This is a genomic window from Chromobacterium rhizoryzae, from assembly GCF_020544465.1.
Lineage (GTDB): Bacteria > Pseudomonadota > Gammaproteobacteria > Burkholderiales > Chromobacteriaceae > Chromobacterium.
Genome location: NZ_CP066126.1, coordinates 656,579 through 675,641 on the forward strand (window position 1 = coordinate 656,579; position 19,063 = coordinate 675,641).

At 65.3% G+C, this 19,063-nt stretch carries 18 protein-coding genes and 2 tRNA genes; 11 read left to right on the forward strand and 9 right to left on the reverse strand.

Annotated features, from left to right (window positions below; genetic code table 11):
- Positions 1–15 precede the first annotated feature (15 nt).
- The 5 genes from JC616_RS03040 to JC616_RS03060 are packed head-to-tail and all read right to left on the reverse strand — an operon-like array spanning position 16 to position 4,011.
- On the reverse strand, positions 16–2,019 hold the full coding sequence (locus tag JC616_RS03040; protein ID WP_227106636.1) for a hypothetical protein: 2,004 nt from the start codon (positions 2,017–2,019) through the stop codon (positions 16–18).
- Entirely contained in the window at positions 2,016–2,711 is a 696-nt protein-coding gene (locus JC616_RS03045) for a hypothetical protein (protein ID WP_227106638.1), read from the reverse strand. The genes JC616_RS03040 and JC616_RS03045 overlap by 4 nt, the downstream gene beginning before the upstream one ends.
- On the reverse strand, positions 2,704–3,093 hold the full coding sequence (locus JC616_RS03050) for a hypothetical protein (RefSeq protein ID WP_227106640.1): 390 nt from the start codon (positions 3,091–3,093) through the stop codon (positions 2,704–2,706). Before JC616_RS03050 ends, JC616_RS03045 begins: the two co-directional genes overlap by 8 nt.
- On the reverse strand, positions 3,083–3,586 hold the full coding sequence (locus tag JC616_RS03055; RefSeq protein WP_227106642.1) for a prepilin-type N-terminal cleavage/methylation domain-containing protein: 504 nt from the start codon (positions 3,584–3,586) through the stop codon (positions 3,083–3,085). Before JC616_RS03055 ends, JC616_RS03050 begins: the two co-directional genes overlap by 11 nt.
- The gene (locus JC616_RS03060; protein WP_227106644.1) at positions 3,580–4,011 is read right to left on the reverse strand and encodes a type IV pilin protein; all 432 of its coding nucleotides are present in this window, start codon (positions 4,009–4,011) and stop codon (positions 3,580–3,582) included. The genes JC616_RS03055 and JC616_RS03060 overlap by 7 nt, the downstream gene beginning before the upstream one ends.
- 212 nt (positions 4,012–4,223) lie before the next feature.
- Here JC616_RS03060 and recC point away from each other — a divergent pair, with 212 nt between their 5' ends.
- On the forward strand, positions 4,224–7,433 hold the full coding sequence (gene recC, locus JC616_RS03065; RefSeq protein ID WP_227106646.1) for an exodeoxyribonuclease V subunit gamma: 3,210 nt from the start codon (positions 4,224–4,226) through the stop codon (positions 7,431–7,433).
- 16 nt (positions 7,434–7,449) lie between these two features.
- Here recC and JC616_RS03070 read toward each other — a convergent pair whose 3' ends face one another.
- Positions 7,450–8,271, reverse strand: a complete 822-nt coding sequence (locus tag JC616_RS03070) for a substrate-binding periplasmic protein (protein ID WP_227106647.1) — start codon at positions 8,269–8,271, stop codon at positions 7,450–7,452.
- Between the two features lie 442 nt (positions 8,272–8,713).
- Between JC616_RS03070 and JC616_RS03075 the strand changes: the two genes are divergently transcribed.
- Entirely contained in the window at positions 8,714–9,211 is a 498-nt protein-coding gene (locus JC616_RS03075; protein WP_227106649.1) for a hypothetical protein, read from the forward strand.
- A gap of 236 nt (positions 9,212–9,447) precedes the next feature.
- Here the strand turns inward: JC616_RS03075 and JC616_RS03080 are convergent.
- The 3 genes from JC616_RS03080 to JC616_RS03090 all read right to left on the reverse strand — a co-directional run bounded on the left by JC616_RS03080 (position 9,448) and on the right by JC616_RS03090 (position 10,873).
- Positions 9,448–9,524 (reverse strand) — tRNA-Met (locus JC616_RS03080).
- Positions 9,525–9,559: 35 nt separating this feature from the next.
- Positions 9,560–9,636 (reverse strand) — tRNA-Met (locus JC616_RS03085).
- A gap of 85 nt (positions 9,637–9,721) precedes the next feature.
- Positions 9,722–10,873 (reverse strand): class I SAM-dependent methyltransferase, encoded by a 1,152-nt coding sequence (locus JC616_RS03090; RefSeq protein ID WP_227106650.1) that lies wholly within the window; start codon positions 10,871–10,873, stop codon positions 9,722–9,724.
- A gap of 61 nt (positions 10,874–10,934) precedes the next feature.
- On the opposite strand from JC616_RS03090, the gene JC616_RS03095 reads away from it, so the two are divergent.
- The 9 genes from JC616_RS03095 (at position 10,935) to JC616_RS03135 (ending at position 19,061) form a co-directional block, all read left to right on the forward strand.
- Entirely contained in the window at positions 10,935–11,483 is a 549-nt protein-coding gene (locus JC616_RS03095) for a hypothetical protein (protein WP_227106651.1), read from the forward strand.
- Positions 11,484–11,561: 78 nt separating this feature from the next.
- Entirely contained in the window at positions 11,562–12,323 is a 762-nt protein-coding gene (locus tag JC616_RS03100; RefSeq protein WP_227106652.1) for a pteridine reductase, read from the forward strand.
- Positions 12,324–12,425: 102 nt separating this feature from the next.
- Complete coding sequence (gene ttcA / locus JC616_RS03105; protein ID WP_227106653.1) at positions 12,426–13,403, forward strand: tRNA 2-thiocytidine(32) synthetase TtcA; 978 nt, start codon at positions 12,426–12,428, stop codon at positions 13,401–13,403.
- Between the two features lie 46 nt (positions 13,404–13,449).
- Positions 13,450–14,193 carry a polyamine aminopropyltransferase gene (locus tag JC616_RS03110; protein WP_233246777.1) on the forward strand — a complete coding sequence of 248 codons (744 nt, stop codon included), beginning with the start codon at positions 13,450–13,452 and terminating at the stop codon, positions 14,191–14,193.
- 313 nt (positions 14,194–14,506) lie between these two features.
- Positions 14,507–15,811: a nucleotide sugar dehydrogenase gene (locus JC616_RS03115; RefSeq protein WP_227108522.1), complete on the forward strand. Its 1,305-nt coding sequence runs from the start codon at positions 14,507–14,509 to the stop codon at positions 15,809–15,811.
- 134 nt (positions 15,812–15,945) lie between these two features.
- The gene (locus JC616_RS03120; RefSeq protein WP_305883561.1) at positions 15,946–17,010 is read left to right on the forward strand and encodes a Gfo/Idh/MocA family protein; all 1,065 of its coding nucleotides are present in this window, start codon (positions 15,946–15,948) and stop codon (positions 17,008–17,010) included.
- Positions 17,011–17,019: 9 nt separating this feature from the next.
- Entirely contained in the window at positions 17,020–17,286 is a 267-nt protein-coding gene (locus JC616_RS03125) for a hypothetical protein (protein ID WP_227106654.1), read from the forward strand.
- Positions 17,283–17,861 (forward strand): acyltransferase, encoded by a 579-nt coding sequence (locus JC616_RS03130; protein WP_227106655.1) that lies wholly within the window; start codon positions 17,283–17,285, stop codon positions 17,859–17,861. The genes JC616_RS03125 and JC616_RS03130 overlap by 4 nt, the downstream gene beginning before the upstream one ends.
- A 102-nt stretch (positions 17,862–17,963) precedes the next feature.
- Positions 17,964–19,061 (forward strand): DegT/DnrJ/EryC1/StrS family aminotransferase, encoded by a 1,098-nt coding sequence (locus tag JC616_RS03135; protein WP_227106656.1) that lies wholly within the window; start codon positions 17,964–17,966, stop codon positions 19,059–19,061.
- Positions 19,062–19,063: the final 2 nt, after the last annotated feature.

Consider the following 19,063-nt stretch of genomic DNA (forward strand, 5'->3'; position numbering starts at 1 on the left):
GCTCTTAGACGGCGCTTAACGATAGCGCGCCCATAATACCCGGGCCGCGCCCGTTTGCGGGTTCGGCGTGCCGCCGCCGCCTTCGCCCGGCAATCCGTTCTGACCACTGATGTCGATCACGGTTTCCGCGCCCAGGCTGTTCAGCGGCCGGGAGGGCGGCGGCGCGCCGGGCGGGCGGCTTTGCAGCCCCGCGCTGACCGGGCCGAAGATATGGGTGCTGCCGGCGGTGTCCAGGGTGTCGCCGGCCAGCACCGCGCCGTGGATGCGGTTGCTGGCGCCCAGCCGGATCTTGCCGCCGCCGAAGGCCTGGGTGGCGTCGTAGCCGCCGGCCAGCAGGGCGATGCCGAGCAGCGGGGATTCGCGCAGCGAGTTCCGGTCCGCGGCGCAGTGGTTCAGCGGATAGACGTCCGGGAAGTCCGGGCTGCGGCACACGCGCGCCGCGCCGGCCTGGCGCAGGCTCCACAGTTCCACATTGCTGCTGGTTTCGATGTGGCCGGTGGCGAGAATGGCGTTGTCCAGCCGGCCGTACAGCGACAGATTGCCTTCGAACAGCGCCACGCCGGGCAGCATGCCTTGCGGCGGCTTGAGGCGCAGCAGCCATTGCTGCGCGGTGCTGCCGGACAAGCAGCTCTCCGCGTCGCTCTCGCACAGCCGCAAGGCCGGCTGGCCGGCCACCGGGGCGCAGCGCCTGCCGTCGGCCTGCAAGGCCGGGCACAGATCGTTGCGCTGCCAGTCGTCGGCCCGCTGCCGGCCCAGCCGGTAGACCGCGCCGTCCGGCACGCCGGCCACATGTTGCAGCCGGACGCGGATGCGCTGCAGCGCGTCGGCGGAACGGTCCGCCGCATCCCAGTAGACGATGAGGTTGGCGGCGTCGCGGTAATCGTTGGCGTTGACGCGGGTCGCGCCCAGGCGGAACTCCGGCACCGGCTCCAGCGGCACTTTCAGTCCGGCCTGATGGCGCACCCGCACGGTGTTCGGCGGCGGCTGGCGCGCTTGGCCGGCGGCGTCGAAGATCTGCGCGCCGTTGTGGGTGAAGGCGCCGCCGATGAGGCCGTCGTCGATATTGGCGTTGCCGCGGCTGTCCAGCAGGCCCTGGGCGCGCAAGGCGTTCAGCCGGTTGCTGCTGCTGGTGCGCACATCGCCCTGGCTCAGCAATTGCGCGGAAACGGCGACGTTGCCGGCCAGGGTCACGTCGCCGATGGCGGACAGCCGGCCCACTCGTTCGCCGCTGCTGCCGACCGAGCCGTTGGCGGCGGCGGTCTCCACGTCGCTGCCGCTGCCCATGACGATGTTGCCGCGCGCTTTCAGCGTCAGGAACTGGCCGCTGTTGACGCGGATGTCGCCGTTGCTCCACAGGCTGAGCGGAGCCTGGCCGTCGCCGCGGGCCGGATTGCCCTGGAACAGGATGTCACCGGTGGCCTGGATCGCGCTGACGCCGCTCAGGCTGCCGCTGGTGTCCACCGCGCCTTCCACTTGCAAGAGCGCGTCCTTGGCGCCGGTGACCACAATATTGCCGCTGGTGGACAGGCCGCCGCGGATTTGCGCCGCGGCGTTGGCGGCCGGCGGCGTCGGCGCGCCGTTCAATTGGTAGACCACCTCCAGCGTCACCGTGGCGTCGCCGCTGCGGGCGGTGATCCAGGCGGCGACCTTGTCGTCCTCGATCACGGCGCCGGCGGCGCGCGGCGCCGGCAGCAGCTTGATCTGGAGGGCGTCGGCCAGCGCCTGGCTTTCCGGCGGCAAGCTGGCGCGCTCCAGATTCAGCGCCGCGCCGTCCAGCTCCAGCGCCTTGATTTGCGCCGGTGTCAGCGCCGACAGGTATTGCCGCGCCAGTTCCGCGCCGGTCCAGGCGCGCCATTGCGCCTCGCTATTGCCGCGCAGCGAGCGGGTCAGTTCCTGCTGGCCGCGCAGATGATGCATGCCGCCTAGCGCCAGCGCGGTCAGGGCCATGCCGGTGAGCAGCACCATCAGCACCGCGGCGACGCCGCGCTGCCGGCGCGGCGGGAGGGAACGGGCCGTCATGCGGGGACCGCCAGATTGGTCAGACAGCTGGCGAAGCTGCGGCTCTCGCCTTGCAGCGTGTTGTCGTAGTTGAGCAGCAGCTGCGGAAAGGTCTGGCTCGCCGCCGCGGCGGCGGCGTAGGGCCAGCAGGCTTGTTCCAGCCGCAAGGCCATGCCGAGCTTGTGCCGTGGCGGCAGCGGGCCGGTCAGCGCCCGCGCCCGCCATTGCGAGGGCTGGGTCAGCGCGTCGGCGATGGCCGCGCAGTCGTCCGCCTGCAACTGGTACAACACGCTGCTCTGGCCGGCGCCGTCCACGCTGGCCACGCCGCGGCAGGCGTAAGCGCCGGCGTCCAATTGCGGACGGTAACGCCAGACCGCCGCGTTGGCGGCGCCGGAAGCCGCCGGCGCGGCGCTAAGCGCGGAGACGGCGCCGTCGGCGTCGACGCTCAAATCGCTTATCGACAGCAGTTGCAGGTTTTGTTCGCGGCCGCCGGCGGCGCCGAAACCGGCTTCCTGCGCCTGCTGCTGCACGCTGAGCAGCGCCGCCATCAATTGGCCGTCCCGCTGCGCCAGCTTGGCGCTGCCCTGGTCCGGATCGAACACGCTGCGCGCGGTCTGGCGGTACAGGGTCAGCATCGCCAGCGTGGTGATCAGCGCCAGCAGCATGCCGATCAAGAGCTCCAGCAGACTGAAGCCGGCGGCGCGCTTATTCATGATTGCTCAGACTGAGGGTGGAGGAGGCCGCGTCCCGCAGCTGCAAGGTCCGGCCGCTCAGCGCGGCCTTGGCGCTGATGTCCGCGCCGCCGTTCTGCGGCTGTCCGCGCAGGGTCACCGCGGGCGCGGAACTGCAGCTCAGCCGCGCGGTGGCGCTGACGCCGCTGGCCAGCGGCCAGTCGTTGGCGCTGTCGCAGGGCAGGCCGCCCTGTTGCAGTTGTTCCCGCGCCTTGCTCAGGGCCAGCGCGTGCTGTTGCAGCTGCTGTTGGCTGCCCAGGCTGCGCGCGTTGACGAAAACAATGCCCAGGCCGGTCAGCATCAGCAGCAACATGGCGATCAGGCTTTCCAGCAGGCTGACGCCGCTTTGCGTTTTACAAATCACCGCTGAGCTCCTGCTGCGCGCCGCGGATGCAGTAGGCCGGCCGCGTGCCGCAGGCGACGCCGGCCGCCTGCGCCGCCAGCGGCTGGCCCTGGTTGTTCAGGGCCAGGCATTGCGCGGCCGGGGTCGCCAGGCAGCTTTTTCCCAGGCTCACCGGGCGCGGCGCGGCGGCGCGCCACAGCGCCGCGCCGTGGCAACGCTCGCCCTGGGTGCCGCTGGCCGGCGCGCCGGCGAAGACGCACAGCTGGCCTTCTGCGCTGGACATCAGCACCGCGGCGGGCTGGTCCGGCGCGGCCGCCAGCGGATTGCTCAGCGCCGCGGCCTGGGTTTGGGCGTAGGCCCGCGCCAGTTGGCTGCGGCCCAGCGCCAGTTTGTGGGCGTCGCTCCAGCCTTGCGCCAGCGGCACGCTGAGCAGCGCCAACAGGCCGATCAGTGCCAGCGTCGCGAACAGCTCCATCAGGGTCAGGCCGCGCTGGCGGCGGGGCGGGGTCACCATTGGGTCCGGCAGTCGGCGCTGCTGGTGTTGGCGCTTTGATCCGCGCCGTCGAGCTTCAGCACGCAGCCGGACAGCTGCGGGCTGACGCCGCTGGCGGTGAGCAGGAAGCTGCCGCCTTGCGGCTGGTAGCGATAGTTGAATTCAGGCTGTGCCGGCTGCCAGCTGTTATTGCCCAAAGCGGCGCGGATGGCGCTGGCGTTGTCCGCGCTGGCGGCGGGATAGGCCAGGTGCAGCAGTTTGTGGTTTTCCAGCGCCAGGCTCAGGGCCATCAGATCGCTCTTGGCGGTATTGGCCTTGGCCGCCTGCACATGGCGCTGATAAGACGGCACCGCCACCAAGAGCAGGATGCCGACGATGGCGGCCACTACCATCATCTCGATCAGGGTGAAGCCGGAATGGCCTTGCGGCCGGACGGATGCGCTCACGACATCGCCTTGCTAAATAAACGTCATATTTTAGCGTTATTGGACTCACATTGGTATTGATTGGCATCAATATGCTTTGTAAATATCTTGGCGAGAAGCAAGCCGCTGTCTGAGCGCCGCCTAGCGGCATAATCTGCCGCGCGCGGCGCATGCGGCCGATCCGGGCCGCGGATGCTACACTTGGGCTGATCTCACCTACCGCCTATCCCCGCATGCTGCTTCTTTACCAGTCCAACCGCTTGGAGCAATTGGGTCAGCTGTTTTGCGGCATGAGCCAGAGCCTGCCGCTGTCCGACTCGTTCGCGCCGGAAACCGTGATCGTGCAGAGCCGCGGCATGGGGCGCTGGATCACGCTGGACCTGGCCCGCAGCAACGGTGTGGCCGCCAATCTGGACTTCGTGCTGCCGGCTGCCTTCGCCTGGCGGCTGATGCAGCGGGTGATGCCGGATCTGCCGCGCAAGTCCTCGTTCGCGCCGGAAGTGCTGAGCTGGCGGCTGATGGAGCTGCTGCCCACGCTGGAGGGCGAGCCTTTTCTCGCTTTGTCGCGCTATCTGGAGGGCGGCGAGGCCGCCTGTTTCGAGCTGGCCGGCAAGGTGGCCGACATCTTCGACCAATATCTGGTGTTCCGGCCGGATTGGATCCGCGCCTGGGAGACCGGCCAGTTGCTGGGCCTGGGCGACGACGAGGCCTGGCAGGCCGCCTTGTGGCGGCGGCTGGCCGACAGCGATTCCAGCCGCCACCGCGTGCGCATGTTGGACGAGTTCTTCGCCGAACTCAGGGCCGAGCATCTGCCGGAGCGGGTGACGCTGTTCGGCATCGCCAGCCTGGCGCCGATGTATCTGGCCCTGGTCAAGCGCCTGTCCCAGCTTACCGACGTCTGCCTGTTCACCCTCAATCCCTGCGAAGCTTACTGGGGCGACATCGTCGACGCCCGCCGCAAGCTCAAGCTGCAGCAGAAGGGGGATTTGTTCGCCACCGAGGGCCATCCCTTGTTGGCCTCGCTGGGCAAGCAGGGCCGCGATTTCTTCGAACTGATCGCCGAAGACAGCGAGCTGGACGCGCGGCCCCTATTCGACATTCCCCGCAGCGACGCGCTGCTGGCGCGCTTGCAGCGCGACATCCTGCAATTGAACGATCCCAAGGACGCGCCGCGTCCGCTGGCGGCGGACGACGATTCGGTGCAGATCCACGCCGCCCACGGGCCGATGCGCGAACTGGAAGTATTGAAAGACCGTTTGCTGACGATGTTCCGCGAGGACCCCGGGCTCAATCCCGCCGACGTGGCCGTGCTGACCCCGGACATCAACAGCTACGCGCCTTATATCGACGCGGTGTTCGGCGCTCGTCCGCAGGAGGACGCGGCGCCGGACATTCCCTATAGCATCGCCGACCGCCGCATCGCGCGCGAAGAACCGCTGCTGGCCAGCTACGCGGCCTTGCTGGACCTGGCCGACTCCCGCTTCGCCGCCGATCAGGTGCTGGCCTTGCTGGACGCGCCGGCCTTGTTGCGCCGCTTCGGCCTGGACGACGCCGACGTGCCCTTTGTGCAGCAATGGGTGCGCGAGGCCGGCATCCGCTGGGGACGGGACGCCGCGCACAAGGCGGCGCTGGGTTTGCCGGCGGACCCGCTGTTCACCTGGCGTTGGGGCCTGGACCGGCTGTTGCTGGGCGCGGTGCTGCCGCCGGCCTTGGCCGGCGACGACAGCGGCCTGTACGCCGGCCTGCTGCCGCACAGCAGCGCTCAGGGCCAGTTGGCGGAAGCGTTGGGGCGCTTTTCCGCCTGCTATCGCGAACTGGAGCGCGTGGCGGAGGAGTGGGCGCGTCCGGCCGCTCCGGCTCGGTGGGCGGAGCGCTTGCAACAGGCTTGCGAGCGGCTGTTCGACGCGGACGCCGACGACGAGAAAGCGCTGGAGGTATTGCGCGCCGCGTTGGCGGAACTGGCGGAGGACGCCGAGCTGGCCGGCTTCGAGCAAGAGGTGGGCCTGCCGGCGGTGCGGGATTGGCTCAAACGCAAACTGACCCTGGCCTCGCCGTTGGGCTTTCTGTCCGGCGGCGTCACCTTCTGCGCGATGGTGCCGATGCGCTCCATTCCCTTCCGCGTGTTGTGCCTGATCGGCATGAACGACGGCGCTTATCCGCGCGACGAACGCCCGGTCAGCTTCGACCTGGTGGCGCGCCATCCGCGCCGCGGCGACCGCTCGCGCCGTTTCGACGACCGCTACCTCTTCCTGGAGGCCATTCTCTCCGCGCGGGAAAAGCTCTATCTGTCCTATGTGGGCCAGTCCGCCCGCAGCGGCGAAACCCTGCCGCCCTCGCCGCTGATCGCCGAATTGCTGGATTGCTTCTCCGCCATGTGCGGCCAGGATCTTGGCCGGGCGCTGACGGTGCGCCACCCGCTGCAGCCGTTCTCGCCCGCCGCCTACGACGGCGCGGACCCGCGGCTGGCCAGCTTCGAGCCCACTTTCGCCGCCGCCCTGTCGCAGCCGGAGGCCGCGCCGCGGCCGTTCGCCGAAGCCTTGCCGCCGGCGGCGCTCAGCGGCGTGGTCAATCTGCACGACTTCATCCGTTTCTGGCGCAATCCGGTGCGCGCCTGGCTGGCGGACCGGCTCGCCATCCGCCTGTTCGGCGGCGACGAGGAGCTGCCGGTGCGCGAGCCTTTCGCCGTGGACGGCGACGCCAGCCAGGCGGTGCGCAGGCAGTTGGTGGACGCCATGTTGCATCGCCGTCCGCAAGCGCCGGTGCGCGAGCGCGTCGCCGCCGCCGGTCTGCTGCCGCCGGCTGCGCTGGGCCGGGCCTGGCTGGTGGAGGAGGCGCGTTCCAGCGTCAAGCTGGCGGCGCGGCTGCCGGCCGCGCTGAGCCGGGACGTTCTGCCGCCGCAGCCGGTCCATCTGCATGCGGCCGGCCTCACCCTGGTGGGCGAGCTCACCGGGCTGCGCCCCGAAGGTCAGCTGGATTTCGTCGTCGGCAAGATCAACGCCGCCCAGCGCGTGGCCCTGTGGCTGAGCCATCTGATTCTGTGCGCGGCGCGGCCGCCGGGCGTGGTCTGCCGCACCGCCTGCTACGACGATACTGGCAGCCTGCTGCTGGAGGACGAGCCGGAGGCCTTGGCCTTGCTGGAGCCGTGGCTGGCGCGCTGGCGTCAGGGCCAGGACCAAGCCTTGCCCTGGTTCGGCCGCACCAGCTGGGCGTATGCCGAAGCTTTGGCGGCGGAGCCGGAGCGGCGCGACAAGGCGATGCGGAAAGCGCTGGAAAAATGGGACCCCGGCTTTGTCCGCGAAGGCGGCATGGCGCAAAAGGACGAGGCGGCGATCGCGCTGGCCTTCCGCAATCAACAGCCCCTGGACGATCCTCTGTTCGCGCAACTGGCGGAAACCCTGCTGTCGCCGCTGGCGGAGCGGCTGCAGGGCGGCGGCGCGGAGTGAGGCGGCCGGCGCCGGCTCATTCCTCCGGATACGGCGCTTCGAAGTAGCGCTGATACAAGGTCTGAATCGAGCCGTCGCGCCGCATGCCGGTCAGGGCCTGCCGGAAAGCGTCCGCCACCGGCTGCGGCACGCTGCTTTTGCTGAAGATGAAATACGCGCCGCCGATATTCCAGACCGGCGCGAGCGGCACGATCTCCGCTCCCGTCGGTTGGGCCTGCAGCGCCGCGCGCAGGGTCGCGCTGTTGGCCAGCACCAGGTCCAGCCTCCTGGCTCGCAGCTTTTGGATATTGATGTCCAGCGTCGGCCCGATGTCCACGGCGACGCTTGGCGGCGGGAGTTTCAGCCAGGCGTCCAGGCTGGCCCCGTAGCTGTCGCCGCGGGTGACGCCCAGGATGAGCTTGCCGTGCTTGCCCAAATCTTCCAGCCGGTGCGTCGGCCATTGCGCCGCGCGGCCGCGCAAGCTCCACAAGCGCACGGTGGTGGGGCTGTAGGCCCAGACGAAGTGGGCGAAGGGTTCGCGTTCCGGCGTTTTCAGCGCCTCCATCGCCACGTCCACCAGACCGTTTTTCAGGCTCAGCAAGGTCCGCGGCCAGGGCATTTGCTGGTAGTGGAGCCGGCAGCCGGTCCGGCGCGCGGCTTCGTTGAGCACGGCGACGGCGTAGCCGTCCAGTTGCTGGCGCGCGGATAGATAGTGGTAAGGAGGCCAACTGTCCCAGCCGACGCTTAATTCCCGGACGCAGGCGCTGACGGCCGGCTGAGGCGCGGCCAGGACCGGTCCGGCGCATAGCGCCGCGGCAGAGGCCAGGCCGTGGACGGCGAGGCGGAAAAGTCGGCGCATGGCGAGGCTCCGGCGGGGGATGCTTTACTATAGCCGGGCGGAGGCTGGGGATAACTTCGCGTAGCCGTGCGGATCTGTGGATAAACGGGAAGGGGCCGAAGGCGGCGGGAATGCGAAAAGGGTCAGCTTGCGCTGACCCTTTTCATTTTGGTGGCGAATCAGGGACTCGAACCCCGGACCTGCGGATTATGATTTTTTGGTAAGGGCAGGAACAGTTCATGATTGCTATAACGGGTAATGTGTGCATTAGGGTAAAATACGTTTTTTCTGTATGCTTTTTGGGGCTTTAAAGGGGCCCACTATATTGGGTTTGCTAGGTGATTTTTAGGGGAAATTATAGCCTGGGTAATCTAATGCTGCTTGATAGATATAATGTTTTATTTTTAGAATGTTATTTAATGAACGCAAAATTCCAAAATAAAAGATAATGAAATTATACATAATGCAAAAATTTATGGCAGCTGCGACCTGCTCATTTATATTGGGTGGATGTGCGGCTCCAATTACATACTACTCGAAATATGAGGATGTCTCTAAGCCAGGTAAGATACAATTTTCCGCCCAAAGTGGAGCATTCACAAGTGTGTCCTTGTTCTCGGATTCATACGAATGTAATGGCATACAGCGTCTAGCTTTTTTTCTTCCTGGATTTGATGAAACTGTTTATGTGCCTGCAGGTAAATTTATAACATTTAGTGTTTATGTACAAACTCCTGGCTTCCCTGAGTTTAAATATGGCGGTGGTATTTATACCGTTCCATTTGACTCAAAAGAAATGCGAGTTAATGTCAGTTATAAGGGTGATGTGGTTTATACCAAAATTGATTCATATGATTCTAAAGTCGGCTGGCATTCTGCCAAAGGTGTGATTGCTCGGGTGCCCCTTAAGCCATTTTTTGATTCTGAATCTTGGTGTGAACCAATTTCAGAAATTAGATGAATGTATTTGCATCTTCTGATGCTGATGGCATTTTTTGATTGAGTGATTAACAATTGGCTAATTATATTTTGCCATTGTTTGGCAGGGGGCTGTGATATTGCTGGTAACAAGGGGAGAGGCAGGGATTGAATCTGTTGCCGGATGCAGGCATTGGGCAACCAGAGTGTCTAGCTTGGGCATGCAGATGTTGTTGTAAGAAGTGAAAAAGGGTCAGCTTGCGCTGACCCTTTTCATTTTGGTGGCGAATCAGGGACTCGAACCCCGGACCTGCGGATTATGATTCCGTCGCTCTAACCGACTGAGCTAATTCGCCGTGAAGACTTGTCGAAAACAACTCTTCGCAAACTGTGGTGGCGAATCAGGGACTCGAACCCCGGACCTGCGGATTATGATTCCGTCGCTCTAACCGACTGAGCTAATTCGCCACGTTTTTCGATGCACGAGTGCACCGAGACGCGAAATATACGCAGCCGAAAGCCGGCTGTCAACAAGATTCTCGCGGCCGCCGGCTTACAGGGTGTAGCAGCGGTCGCCGCGCAGGAAACCGCTCCAGTCTATGCTTACCCCCTTGCCGAAGCCTATGGCCTTGAACAACTCGCCCATTTCCGACGGCGACAGCAGCTTCTGCACCGCGGCGGCCTGCGGCAGATAGCCGGCGGCGTCGGCCGGGTCCAGCTGCTCCAGCAACTGGGTGATGCCGGCGTTGATCAGGAATTGAGCCTGGGTGGTGTAGCCGATCAGGTCCAGGCCGGAGTCTATGCCGGCCTGGGCCACCGCGCTGAAATCGACGTGGCAGGTCAAGTCCATCAGGCCGGGCAGGAAGAAGGGATCGTCCACGGTGTGGTGGCGGTAATGGCCTATCAGCGTGCCCATATGGCGCTGCGGGTGATAGTACTCGGCGGCGGGGAAGCCGTAGTCCAGCAGCAGCACGGCGCCGCGATCCAGTTTTTGCGCCAGGGTGTGGAGGAAGCCGATATTGGCCGGGCTGATTTCGGAAACATAGTCGTCGTGCCGCGGCTGGATGGCTTGGGCCAGTTGCAGCAGCCGCGGGTCCTGAATGGCGCGGTCTTCCCAGACGAAGCGCTCGCCGTCCAGCGCCACGCCGCGCCGTTGGACTTCGGGGGTCCAGTGGATCAGCTCGCAGGGCATGGCGTCCAGCACTTCGTTGCCGATGATCACGCCGTCCAGCCGCTCCGGCAGCTGGCTCAGCCACTGCACGCGCTCGGCCAGTTGCGGCAGCGCCTGGCGGATATTGCTTTGCTGGCGTTCGATCAGGTCTGGCGACAGATCGACGATGCAATAGCGTTCCGGCAGCGCGTCCAGCGCTTGCAGTTCGCTGAGAATGTCGATGGCCAGCTTACCGGTGCCGGCGCCGAACTCATAGACCACATTGGCGGTTTGCGGCAGCAGTTCCGCCAACTGGCGCGCCAGCGCGCGGCCGAACAAGGCGCTCATTTCCGGCGCGGTGGTGAAGTCGCCGGCCGCGCCCAGTTTGCGGCTGCCGGCGGCGTAATAGCCCAGGCCGGGCGCGTACAGCGCCAGCTCCATGTAGCGGGAGAACGGCATCCAGCCGCCCTGCTGGCGGATTTCCGCCTGAATGGCGTGGACAAGGCTTTGGCTGGTGGCCAGCGCGTCGGCGCTGGCGGCGGGTAAGGTGGTCATGGCGGTCATCCTGCTACAATGTGCCGCGATTGTGGTGGAAACTGAGGGACAGGAGAAGAGGGTGAGCGGATTTTACCGTTGGATGGCCGGCTGCGCGGGCGGCCTGTTGCTGGGGCCGGCGCTGGCGGCGCCGCAGTGGGCGGTGTCGAAGCCGTATCCGGACAATCCTTTGCAAGTGGCCAGCCTGGACGGCGAGGCGACGGTGGGACGCAGCCGCTTTCCGGCGCGTTTGGACGTGGCTTGCCGCGCGGACAGCCCGCCCTTGCGGCTGTCCTTGCACGTGTCGGATCAATTGGGCGGCTGGGACGTGCGTCCGTACGAGGGGCCGGGCGGCCTGGGCGAGCGGCGCAAGCTCAAGCTGAACCTGGCCGGTTTGCGCCGCGGCGTGGACAGTCATTTCGCCGGCTGGTACGAGGAGAGCGGCCGCTTCGTGTTCGAGTGGCCGTCGCGGGGCGAGTTCTTCGCCTGGCAGTCCGCCGCGCACAAGGAACTGCTGGTGACGATAGACGGCGCCAGCCGCAAGCACGGCAAGCTGGTGGCGCGTTTCGTCTTGCCGCCGTCCAGCCAGGCGGCCTTGGCGGCGGCCCAGCCGTGCATGGGCAAGAAATAGAGCGCGCGGCCGGCGTCATCGCGGCGTAAGGCGCGTGTGGGAGCCTGCGGCGGCGGGCGAAGATTCAGAGGAGCGGAAATGGCGGATCAGGGGACGACAGGAGAGCAGCGGGTGGCGCTGATCAGCGGCGCGGCGCGGCGCGTGGGCGCGGGCATCGCCCGGCATTTGCACGCGCGGGGCCTGCGGGTGGTGTTGCACTATCGCGGTTCGCGCGGCGAGGCGGAGGCCTTGGCGGCGGAACTGAACGCGGCGCGGCCGGATTCCGCGCGCTTGCTGCAGGGCGATTTGCTGGACACGGCGGCGTTGCCGGCGCTGGCGGCGCGGGCGGTGGCGGCGTTCGGCCGGCTGGACGGCCTGGTCAACAACGCGTCCAGCTTCTTCCCCACCGAGGTGGGCCGGATCGACGAGGCGGCCTGGCACGATCTGATGGGCAGCAATCTGAAGGCGCCGCTATTCCTGTCCCAGGCGCTGGCGCCTGAGCTGGCCAAGCGTCGCGGCGCCATTGTCGGCATCGCCGACATCCACGTGGAGCGGCCGATGGCCCGCCATGTGGTGTACAACCTGGCCAAGGCCGGCCACGCGCAGCTGATCCGCAGCCTGGCGATAGAGCTGGCGCCGGCGGTGCGGGTCAACGGGGTCTCGCCCGGAGTGAATCTGTGGCCGGAGGACGACGCGTCCTTCGACGCGGCGGAGCGCGCGGCGATCGAGGCCAGCATTCCCTTGCGCCGCACCGGAGTGCCGGAAGACATCGCCCGGGCGGTGGCCTTTCTGCTGCTGGACGCCGGCTACGTCACCGGTCAGATTCTGGCGGTGGACGGCGGCCGCAGCGTGGTGTTGTAGCCGCTGCGCGGGCGGGCCGCGCGCGCGCCTTGTTCGCCGTCGTGGATTTCGCCGCGGAAAAAAAGTAAAATCGCCTGTTTTTCAATTTCTTAGCCGTACTCCATGTCCGAAGCAAGCAGCGTCCTCGACGACAAGGCCAAAAAGGCCGTGTTTGAAGGCAATAAACTGGCCAAGCGCCTGCGCCACCATGTGGGTGACGCCATCAATGACTTCAATATGATAGAAGAGGGCGACCGCGTGATGGTCTGCCTGTCCGGCGGCAAGGACAGCTACACCTTGCTGGACATTCTGCGCGGCTTGCAGAAGTCCGCGCCTATCGATTTCTCCATCGTGGCGGTCAATCTGGACCAGAAACAGCCGGGCTTCCCCGAGCACGTGCTGCCGGAATACCTGGATTCCATCGGCGTCGAATACCGCATCGTCGAAGAAGACACCTATTCCATCGTCAAGCGCCTGGTGCCGGAAGGCAAGACCACTTGCAGCCTGTGTTCGCGGCTGCGCCGCGGCATTCTCTACCGCGTGGCCGACGAACTGGGCGCGACCAAGATCGCGCTGGGCCACCACCGCGACGACATTCTGCACACCCTGTTCCTGAATATGTTCTACGGCGGCAAGCTGAAGTCCATGCCGCCCAAGCTGGTGTCCGACGACGGCCGCCACATGGTGATACGCCCGCTGGCTTACTGCCGCGAAAAGGATATCGAGCGCTACGCCGCGCTGCGCGAATTCCCCATCATTCCTTGCAATCTGTGCGGCTCGCAACCCAATTTGCAGCGCCAGGTGGTCAAGGACATGGTCAATGACTGGGACCGCCGCTTCCCCGGCCGTTTGGAGAGCATGTTCCGCGCGCTGCAGAACGTGGTGCCGTCCCATCTGGCCGACACCGGCCTGTTCGACTTCGCCGGCCTGAAGACCGGCGACGCGCCGTTCGAGGACGGCGACACCGCTTTCGACAAGGAAGAATTCCGCGACCCGCCGCCGCCGCAGGACGACGAGGCCGATGCGGCGCCGAAGAAACGCACCATCAGCATTCTGGATTCGCGCAAACCGGCGGGAGAGGACTCGGGCTGTGGCGCGTAGGGCCTTGCATCCGTTCCGCCGCCGCGTGCGCCCCGCGGTGGAGGAAATGCCGGAGGTGGAGATCTCGGAGGCGGACAATATCCGTTCTTTGCACCTGGGTTCGGAAACGATACAGAGTTCCATGGATCTGGACGATCCGGCCGACCTGGTGCTCAGTTACAGCCGGGCGATGATGGGTTTTCTGCTGTGGAACGACGCGCCGCAGCACATCTTGCAGATCGGCCTGGGCGGCGGCTCCTTCGCCCGCTTCATCGATGAATACCTGCCGGACGCGGTCAGTGTGGCGGTGGACATCAATCCGCAGGTGATCGCGGTGGCGCGCGCCTTTTTCCAGCTGCCGGAGGAGGGCGATTTCTTCGAGATCGTCGAGGCCGACGGCGCCGATTACGTGAAGATCTTCCGCGGCTCCACCGACGCCATCCTGGTGGACGGCTTCGACGGCCTGCAGATCGTCGACGCGCTGACCACCGAGGACTTCTTCGAGGACTGCAAGCGCGCGCTCAGCCCCAAGGGCGTGTTCGTCACCAATTGGTGGAGCGGGGACAAGCGTTATCAGTCCTTCATCGAGCGCCTGTTGAACGTGTTCGAGGGCCGGGTGCTGGAACTGCCGGCGGCCAGCCACGGCAATGTGGCGGTGATGGCTTTCCGCCAGAGCCCGACGCTGACGCAGTGGGAGGCCTTGAAAAAACGGGCCGACGAACTGGAGGGGCGCTTCGGTCTGGAGTTCGTCGATTTCGTCAGCCGTTTGAAAATGACCAATCAGCACACGGCGGGGCATTTACTGGTCTGAAGCGGGGCGTCTGCGTACATTTGCTTACCCAATGACGCGCGGGAAGAGGCGTATAATGCCGGCATTACGGCCACGCCGGCTTGGGACGGATGGCGCGCTGCGCGAAACGAGTTCGGATGCAGAGAGCTCTGAGGCAGATCAGTACGGACAGAAACGGAAAACGGCAAGCTGGCTTGCCGTTGAATGAACTTTATGGCGGTGGACCGGACAGTTTAGGACAGGCGCGGCGCGGGCGATTTCGCTTCCGCGCCGCTCGTCCTGAATGTCCGGTCCGCCGCTATCGTATTTACATACTGTTGGGACTTACACCGTGATCAAGCAGCAACTGCTCAATCGGATTGCAGACAAATCCGCCGTCATCGGCATCGTGGGCCTGGGCTATGTCGGCCTGCCGCTGATGCTGCGTTTCGCTGAAGTCGGCTACAAAGTGCTGGGCTTCGACATCGACCAGGGCAAGGTGGACGCCCTGATGGCCGGCCAGAGCTATATCGAACATATCTCCGCCGACAGCATCGCCACCGCGCTGGAGCGCGGCTTCGAGGCCACCACCGACTTCAGCCGCGTGCCGGAAGCCGATACCCTGATTCTGTGCGTGCCGACGCCGCTGAACAAATACCGCGAGCCGGACCTGTCCTTCGTGCTCAACACCATGGACAGCCTGGTGCCCTATCTGCGCGAAGGCCATCTGGTGTCGCTGGAGTCCACTACCTATCCGGGCACCACCGATGAAGAACTGCTGCCGCGCATGGAGTCGCGCGGCCTGAAGGTGGGCGACAACGCCTTCCTGGTGTTCTCGCCGGAGCGCGAAGATCCGGGCAACCCCAACTTCACCACCCGCACCATTCCCAAGGTGTGCGGCGGCGTGACCCCGGCCTGCCAGGAAATCGGCGTGGCGTTGTACAGCGCGGTGATCGACAAGGTGGTGCCGGTGTCCTCCACCCGCGCCGCGGAAATGACCAAGCTGCTGGAGAACATCCACCGCGCGGTGAACATCGGCCTGGTCAATGAGATGAAGATCGTCGCCGACAAGATGGGCATCGACATCCACGAAGTGATCCGCGCCGCCGCCACCAAGCCTTTCGGCTTCGTGCCCTATTATCCGGGCCCGGGCCTGGGCGGCCATTGCATCCCGATCGACCCGTTCTACCTGACCTGGAAGGCGCGCGAATACGGGGTCAACACCCGCTTCATCGAGCTGGCCGGCGAAGTGAACAGCAATATGCCGGACTACGTGGTGTCCAAAGTGGCCGCCGCGCTGAACCTGCGCAAGAAGGCGATCAACGGCAGCCGCGTGCTGGTGCTGGGCATCGCCTACAAGAAGAACGTCGACGATATGCGCGAAAGCCCGTCGGTGTTCCTGATGGAAAAGCTGCGCGATCTGGGCGCGGAAGTGGCTTACAGCGATCCGCACGTGCCGGTGTTCCCCAAGATGCGCGAGCACCGTTTCGAGCTGTCCAGCGTGGCGCTGAGCAATGAAGCCATCGCCGGCTACGACTGCGTGCTGCTGGCCACCGACCACGACAAGTTCGACTACGCGCAGATCAAGGCGCACGCGCAGCTGGTGGTGGACAGCCGCGGCAAGTATCTGGAGCCGGCGGACAATATCGTCAAGGCCTGATTGTTTTTAGCCACGGAAAGACACGGACAAAGCCGGAGCCCGCAGGTCAAGATGACTTGAGGGCTCTCTCGTATCTTGGGTATTTGGGGGCTTCCGTGTTGTTCCGTGGCTCACTGAATTTAGGGTTTAAACTCATGCACACTCTGCATCTTCCTCCGATTACCGACCGCAAGATCCGCTTTGCGCTGGTGGGCTGCGGCCGCATCGCCCAGAACCACTTCGGCGCGCTGGAAAAGCACGCCGACCGCGCCGAGCTGGTGGATGTCTGCGACATCGACCCGGCCGCCTTGAAGGCGGCGGAGGAACGCACCGGCGCGCGCGGCCACGCCAATCTGGCCGACATGCTGGCCAAGACCGACGCCGACATCGTGATCCTGACCACGCCGTCCGGCCTGCATCCCAGCCAGAGCATCGCCTGCTCGGAAGCCGGTTTCCACGTGATGACGGAAAAGCCGATGGCCACCCGCTGGGAAGACGGCCTGGAAATGGTCAAAGCCGCCGACCGCGCCAACAAGCATCTGTTCGTGGTCAAGCAAAACCGCCGCAACGCCACCTTGCAGCTCTTGAAGCGGGCAATGCAAGAGAAGCGCTTCGGCCGCGTCTACATGGTCAACGTCAATGTGTTCTGGACCCGTCCGCAGGAGTATTACGACGCGGCCGGCTGGCGCGGCACCTGGGAGTTCGACGGCGGCGCCTTCATGAACCAAGCCAGCCATTACGTGGATCTGCTGGACTGGCTGATCGGCCCGGTGGAAAGCGTGCAGGCCTACACCGCGACGTTGGCGCGCAATATCGAGGTGGAGGACACCGGCACCGTCAGCGTCAAATGGCGCAGCGGCGCGCTGGGCAGCATGAACGTGACCATGCTGACTTACCCGAAGAACCTGGAAGGCAGCATCACCATCCTGGGCGAGAAGGGCTCGGTGCGCGTCGGCGGCATGGCCGTCAACGAAATCCAGCACTGGGAGTTTTCCGAGCCGCACGCGATGGACGAGGACATCAAGCAGGCCAGCTACGCCACCACCAGCGTTTACGGCTTCGGTCATCCGCTGTACTACGACAATGTGATCAAGACCATGCGCGGCGAAGCCGAGCCGGAGACCGACGGCCGCGAAGGACTGAAGTCGCTGGAGTTGCTGATCGCGATGTATCTGTCCGCCCGCGACGGCCGCCGCGTCAGCCTGCCTTTGGATTACTGAGGCCTAGGCATGATGCGGAAGATTCTGGACGGTGCGCTGTGGGGCTTGGGGTTCTGGCTGGTCGGCGGCGGTTTGATGCTGATGTTCTCGGCCTTCAACAGCCATCAGCAGGCAGGACGCCAGTCCGACGCCCGCGCGGTTCAATCCGGCGGCGTGGAAGATCAATGGTCGCGCAGCGAGAAATTATTGGAGCGCCAGGAGCAGTCCATGGCGCGCTCCGAGCAACAACTAATCCGCCTGGATAAGATTTTGGACAAATGGGAGCGGCAAAAATGAGCCAGGTTCACATCCACCCCAGCGCCATCGTCGACGACGGCGCGCAGATCGGCGAGAACACCCGCGTCTGGCACTGGGTTCATATTTGCGGCGGCGCGCAGATCGGCGCCGGCTGTTCCTTCGGCCAGAACGTGTTCGTCGGCAACGACGTGCTGATAGGCGACAACGTCAAGGTGCAGAACAATGTGTCCATCTACGACGCGGTGACGCTGGAGGACGACGTGTTCTGCGGCCCGTCCATGGTGTTCACCAATGTCAACAATCCGCGCAGCCACGTTGCGCGCAAGCATGAATACCGCCGCACCCTGGTGAAAAAAGGCGCGTCCATCGGGGCCAACGCCACCGTGGTGTGCGGCCACACCATAGGCGAGTACGCGTTTATCGGCGCCGGCGCCGTGGTGACCCGCGACGTGCCGGCCTACGCGCTGATGGTGGGCACGCCGGCCAAGCGCATTGGCTGGATGTGTTCCTGCGGCGAACGGCTGGCCAACGATATCGGCACCCATAGCTGCCCGGCCTGCGCCAAGCATTACGAGGTGGGCGGCAATCACTGCTCGCCGCTCAAGAACGACTGACAAGTCCCCTGATGCGGCCTGGCTTCAGGGCGCTTCTCCGTCGTTCCGCGTGTCGCTATATGGGCGATATCTTTCAAAAATTGATTTGGGGTTGATCCTCTTATGTCCATCCAGTTCATTGATCTGAAAGCGCAATACCAGCATCTGAAAGCCGATATCGACGCCCGCATCCACGCGGTGCTGGACCATGGCCAGTACATCATGGGGCCGGAAGTGAAGGAGGCGGAGCAGGGGCTGGCGGAATACACCGGCGCCAAGCACGCCATCGGCGTTTGCGACGGCACCAAGGCGCTGCTGATCGCGATGATGGCTCTGGACATCGGCCCCGGCGACGAGGTGATCACCACCCCGTTCACCTTCATCGCCACCGGCGAGATGATCGCGCTGCTGGGGGCCAAGCCGGTGTTCGTCGACATCGACCCGATCAGCTACAACCTGGACCCGGCGCTGCTGGAAGCGGCGATCACGCCGCGCACCCGCGCCATCATGCCGGTGAGCCTGTACGGCCAGTGCGCCGATTTCGACGCCATCAACGCCATCGCCGCCAAGCACGGCATCGCGGTGATCGAGGACGGCGCGCAGAGCTTCGGCGCCGGCCAGCGCGGCAAGAAGTCCGGCAATCTGTCCACCATAGGCTGCACCAGCTTCTTCCCGAGCAAGCCCCTGGGTTGCTACGGCGACGGCGGCGCCTGCTTCACCAACGACGACGCGCTGGCCAAGAAAATGCGCGAGATCCGCGTGCACGGCCAGGATCGCCGCTATCACCATCCCATCATCGGCCTCAACGGCCGGCTGGATACGATACAGGCGGCGGTGTTGCTGGCCAAGCTGCCGAGCTTCGCCGACGAAGTGGCGGCGCGCGAACGCATCGGCGCGCGCTACAGCGCGCTGCTGCGCGAGGTGGCGCGGGTGCCGGTGATCGCCGAGGGCAACAGCCATGTCTACGCGCAGTACACCATCGAGGTGGACGATCGCGAGGCGGTGCAGGCCAAGCTGAAAGAACTGGGCGTGCCCACCGCGGTGCATTACCCGATTCCGCTGCATCTGCAGCCGGCCTTCGCCCATCTGAACCTGCCCGAGGGCAGTTTCCCGCTGTCCGAGGCCGCCGGCCGCCGCGTGATGAGCCTGCCCATGCACCCCTTCCTGGACGAGGCGACGCAAGACGCCATTGTCGCCGCGGTCAAGCAGGCTCTGGCCTGAGC

Bases quoted from the DNA above. Each gene is read 5' to 3' on its own strand.
- JC616_RS03040 (WP_227106636.1), bottom strand. From the start codon at position 2,019: ATGACGGCCCGTTCCCTCCCGCCGCGCCGGCAGCGCGGCGTCGCCGCG.
- JC616_RS03045 (WP_227106638.1), bottom strand. From the start codon at position 2,711: ATGAATAAGCGCGCCGCCGGCTTCAGTCTGCTGGAGCTCTTGATCGGC.
- JC616_RS03055 (WP_227106642.1), bottom strand. From the start codon at position 3,586: ATGGTGACCCCGCCCCGCCGCCAGCGCGGCCTGACCCTGATGGAGCTG.
- recC (WP_227106646.1), top strand. From the start codon at position 4,224: ATGCTGCTTCTTTACCAGTCCAACCGCTTGGAGCAATTGGGTCAGCTG.
- JC616_RS03070 (WP_227106647.1), bottom strand. From the start codon at position 8,271: ATGCGCCGACTTTTCCGCCTCGCCGTCCACGGCCTGGCCTCTGCCGCG.
- JC616_RS03075 (WP_227106649.1), top strand. From the start codon at position 8,714: ATGCAAAAATTTATGGCAGCTGCGACCTGCTCATTTATATTGGGTGGA.
- JC616_RS03090 (WP_227106650.1), bottom strand. From the start codon at position 10,873: ATGACCACCTTACCCGCCGCCAGCGCCGACGCGCTGGCCACCAGCCAA.
- JC616_RS03100 (WP_227106652.1), top strand. From the start codon at position 11,562: ATGGCGGATCAGGGGACGACAGGAGAGCAGCGGGTGGCGCTGATCAGC.
- ttcA (WP_227106653.1), top strand. From the start codon at position 12,426: ATGTCCGAAGCAAGCAGCGTCCTCGACGACAAGGCCAAAAAGGCCGTG.
- JC616_RS03110 (WP_233246777.1), top strand. From the start codon at position 13,450: ATGCCGGAGGTGGAGATCTCGGAGGCGGACAATATCCGTTCTTTGCAC.
- JC616_RS03120 (WP_305883561.1), top strand. From the start codon at position 15,946: ATGCACACTCTGCATCTTCCTCCGATTACCGACCGCAAGATCCGCTTT.
- JC616_RS03125 (WP_227106654.1), top strand. From the start codon at position 17,020: ATGATGCGGAAGATTCTGGACGGTGCGCTGTGGGGCTTGGGGTTCTGG.
- JC616_RS03130 (WP_227106655.1), top strand. From the start codon at position 17,283: ATGAGCCAGGTTCACATCCACCCCAGCGCCATCGTCGACGACGGCGCG.
- JC616_RS03135 (WP_227106656.1), top strand. From the start codon at position 17,964: ATGTCCATCCAGTTCATTGATCTGAAAGCGCAATACCAGCATCTGAAA.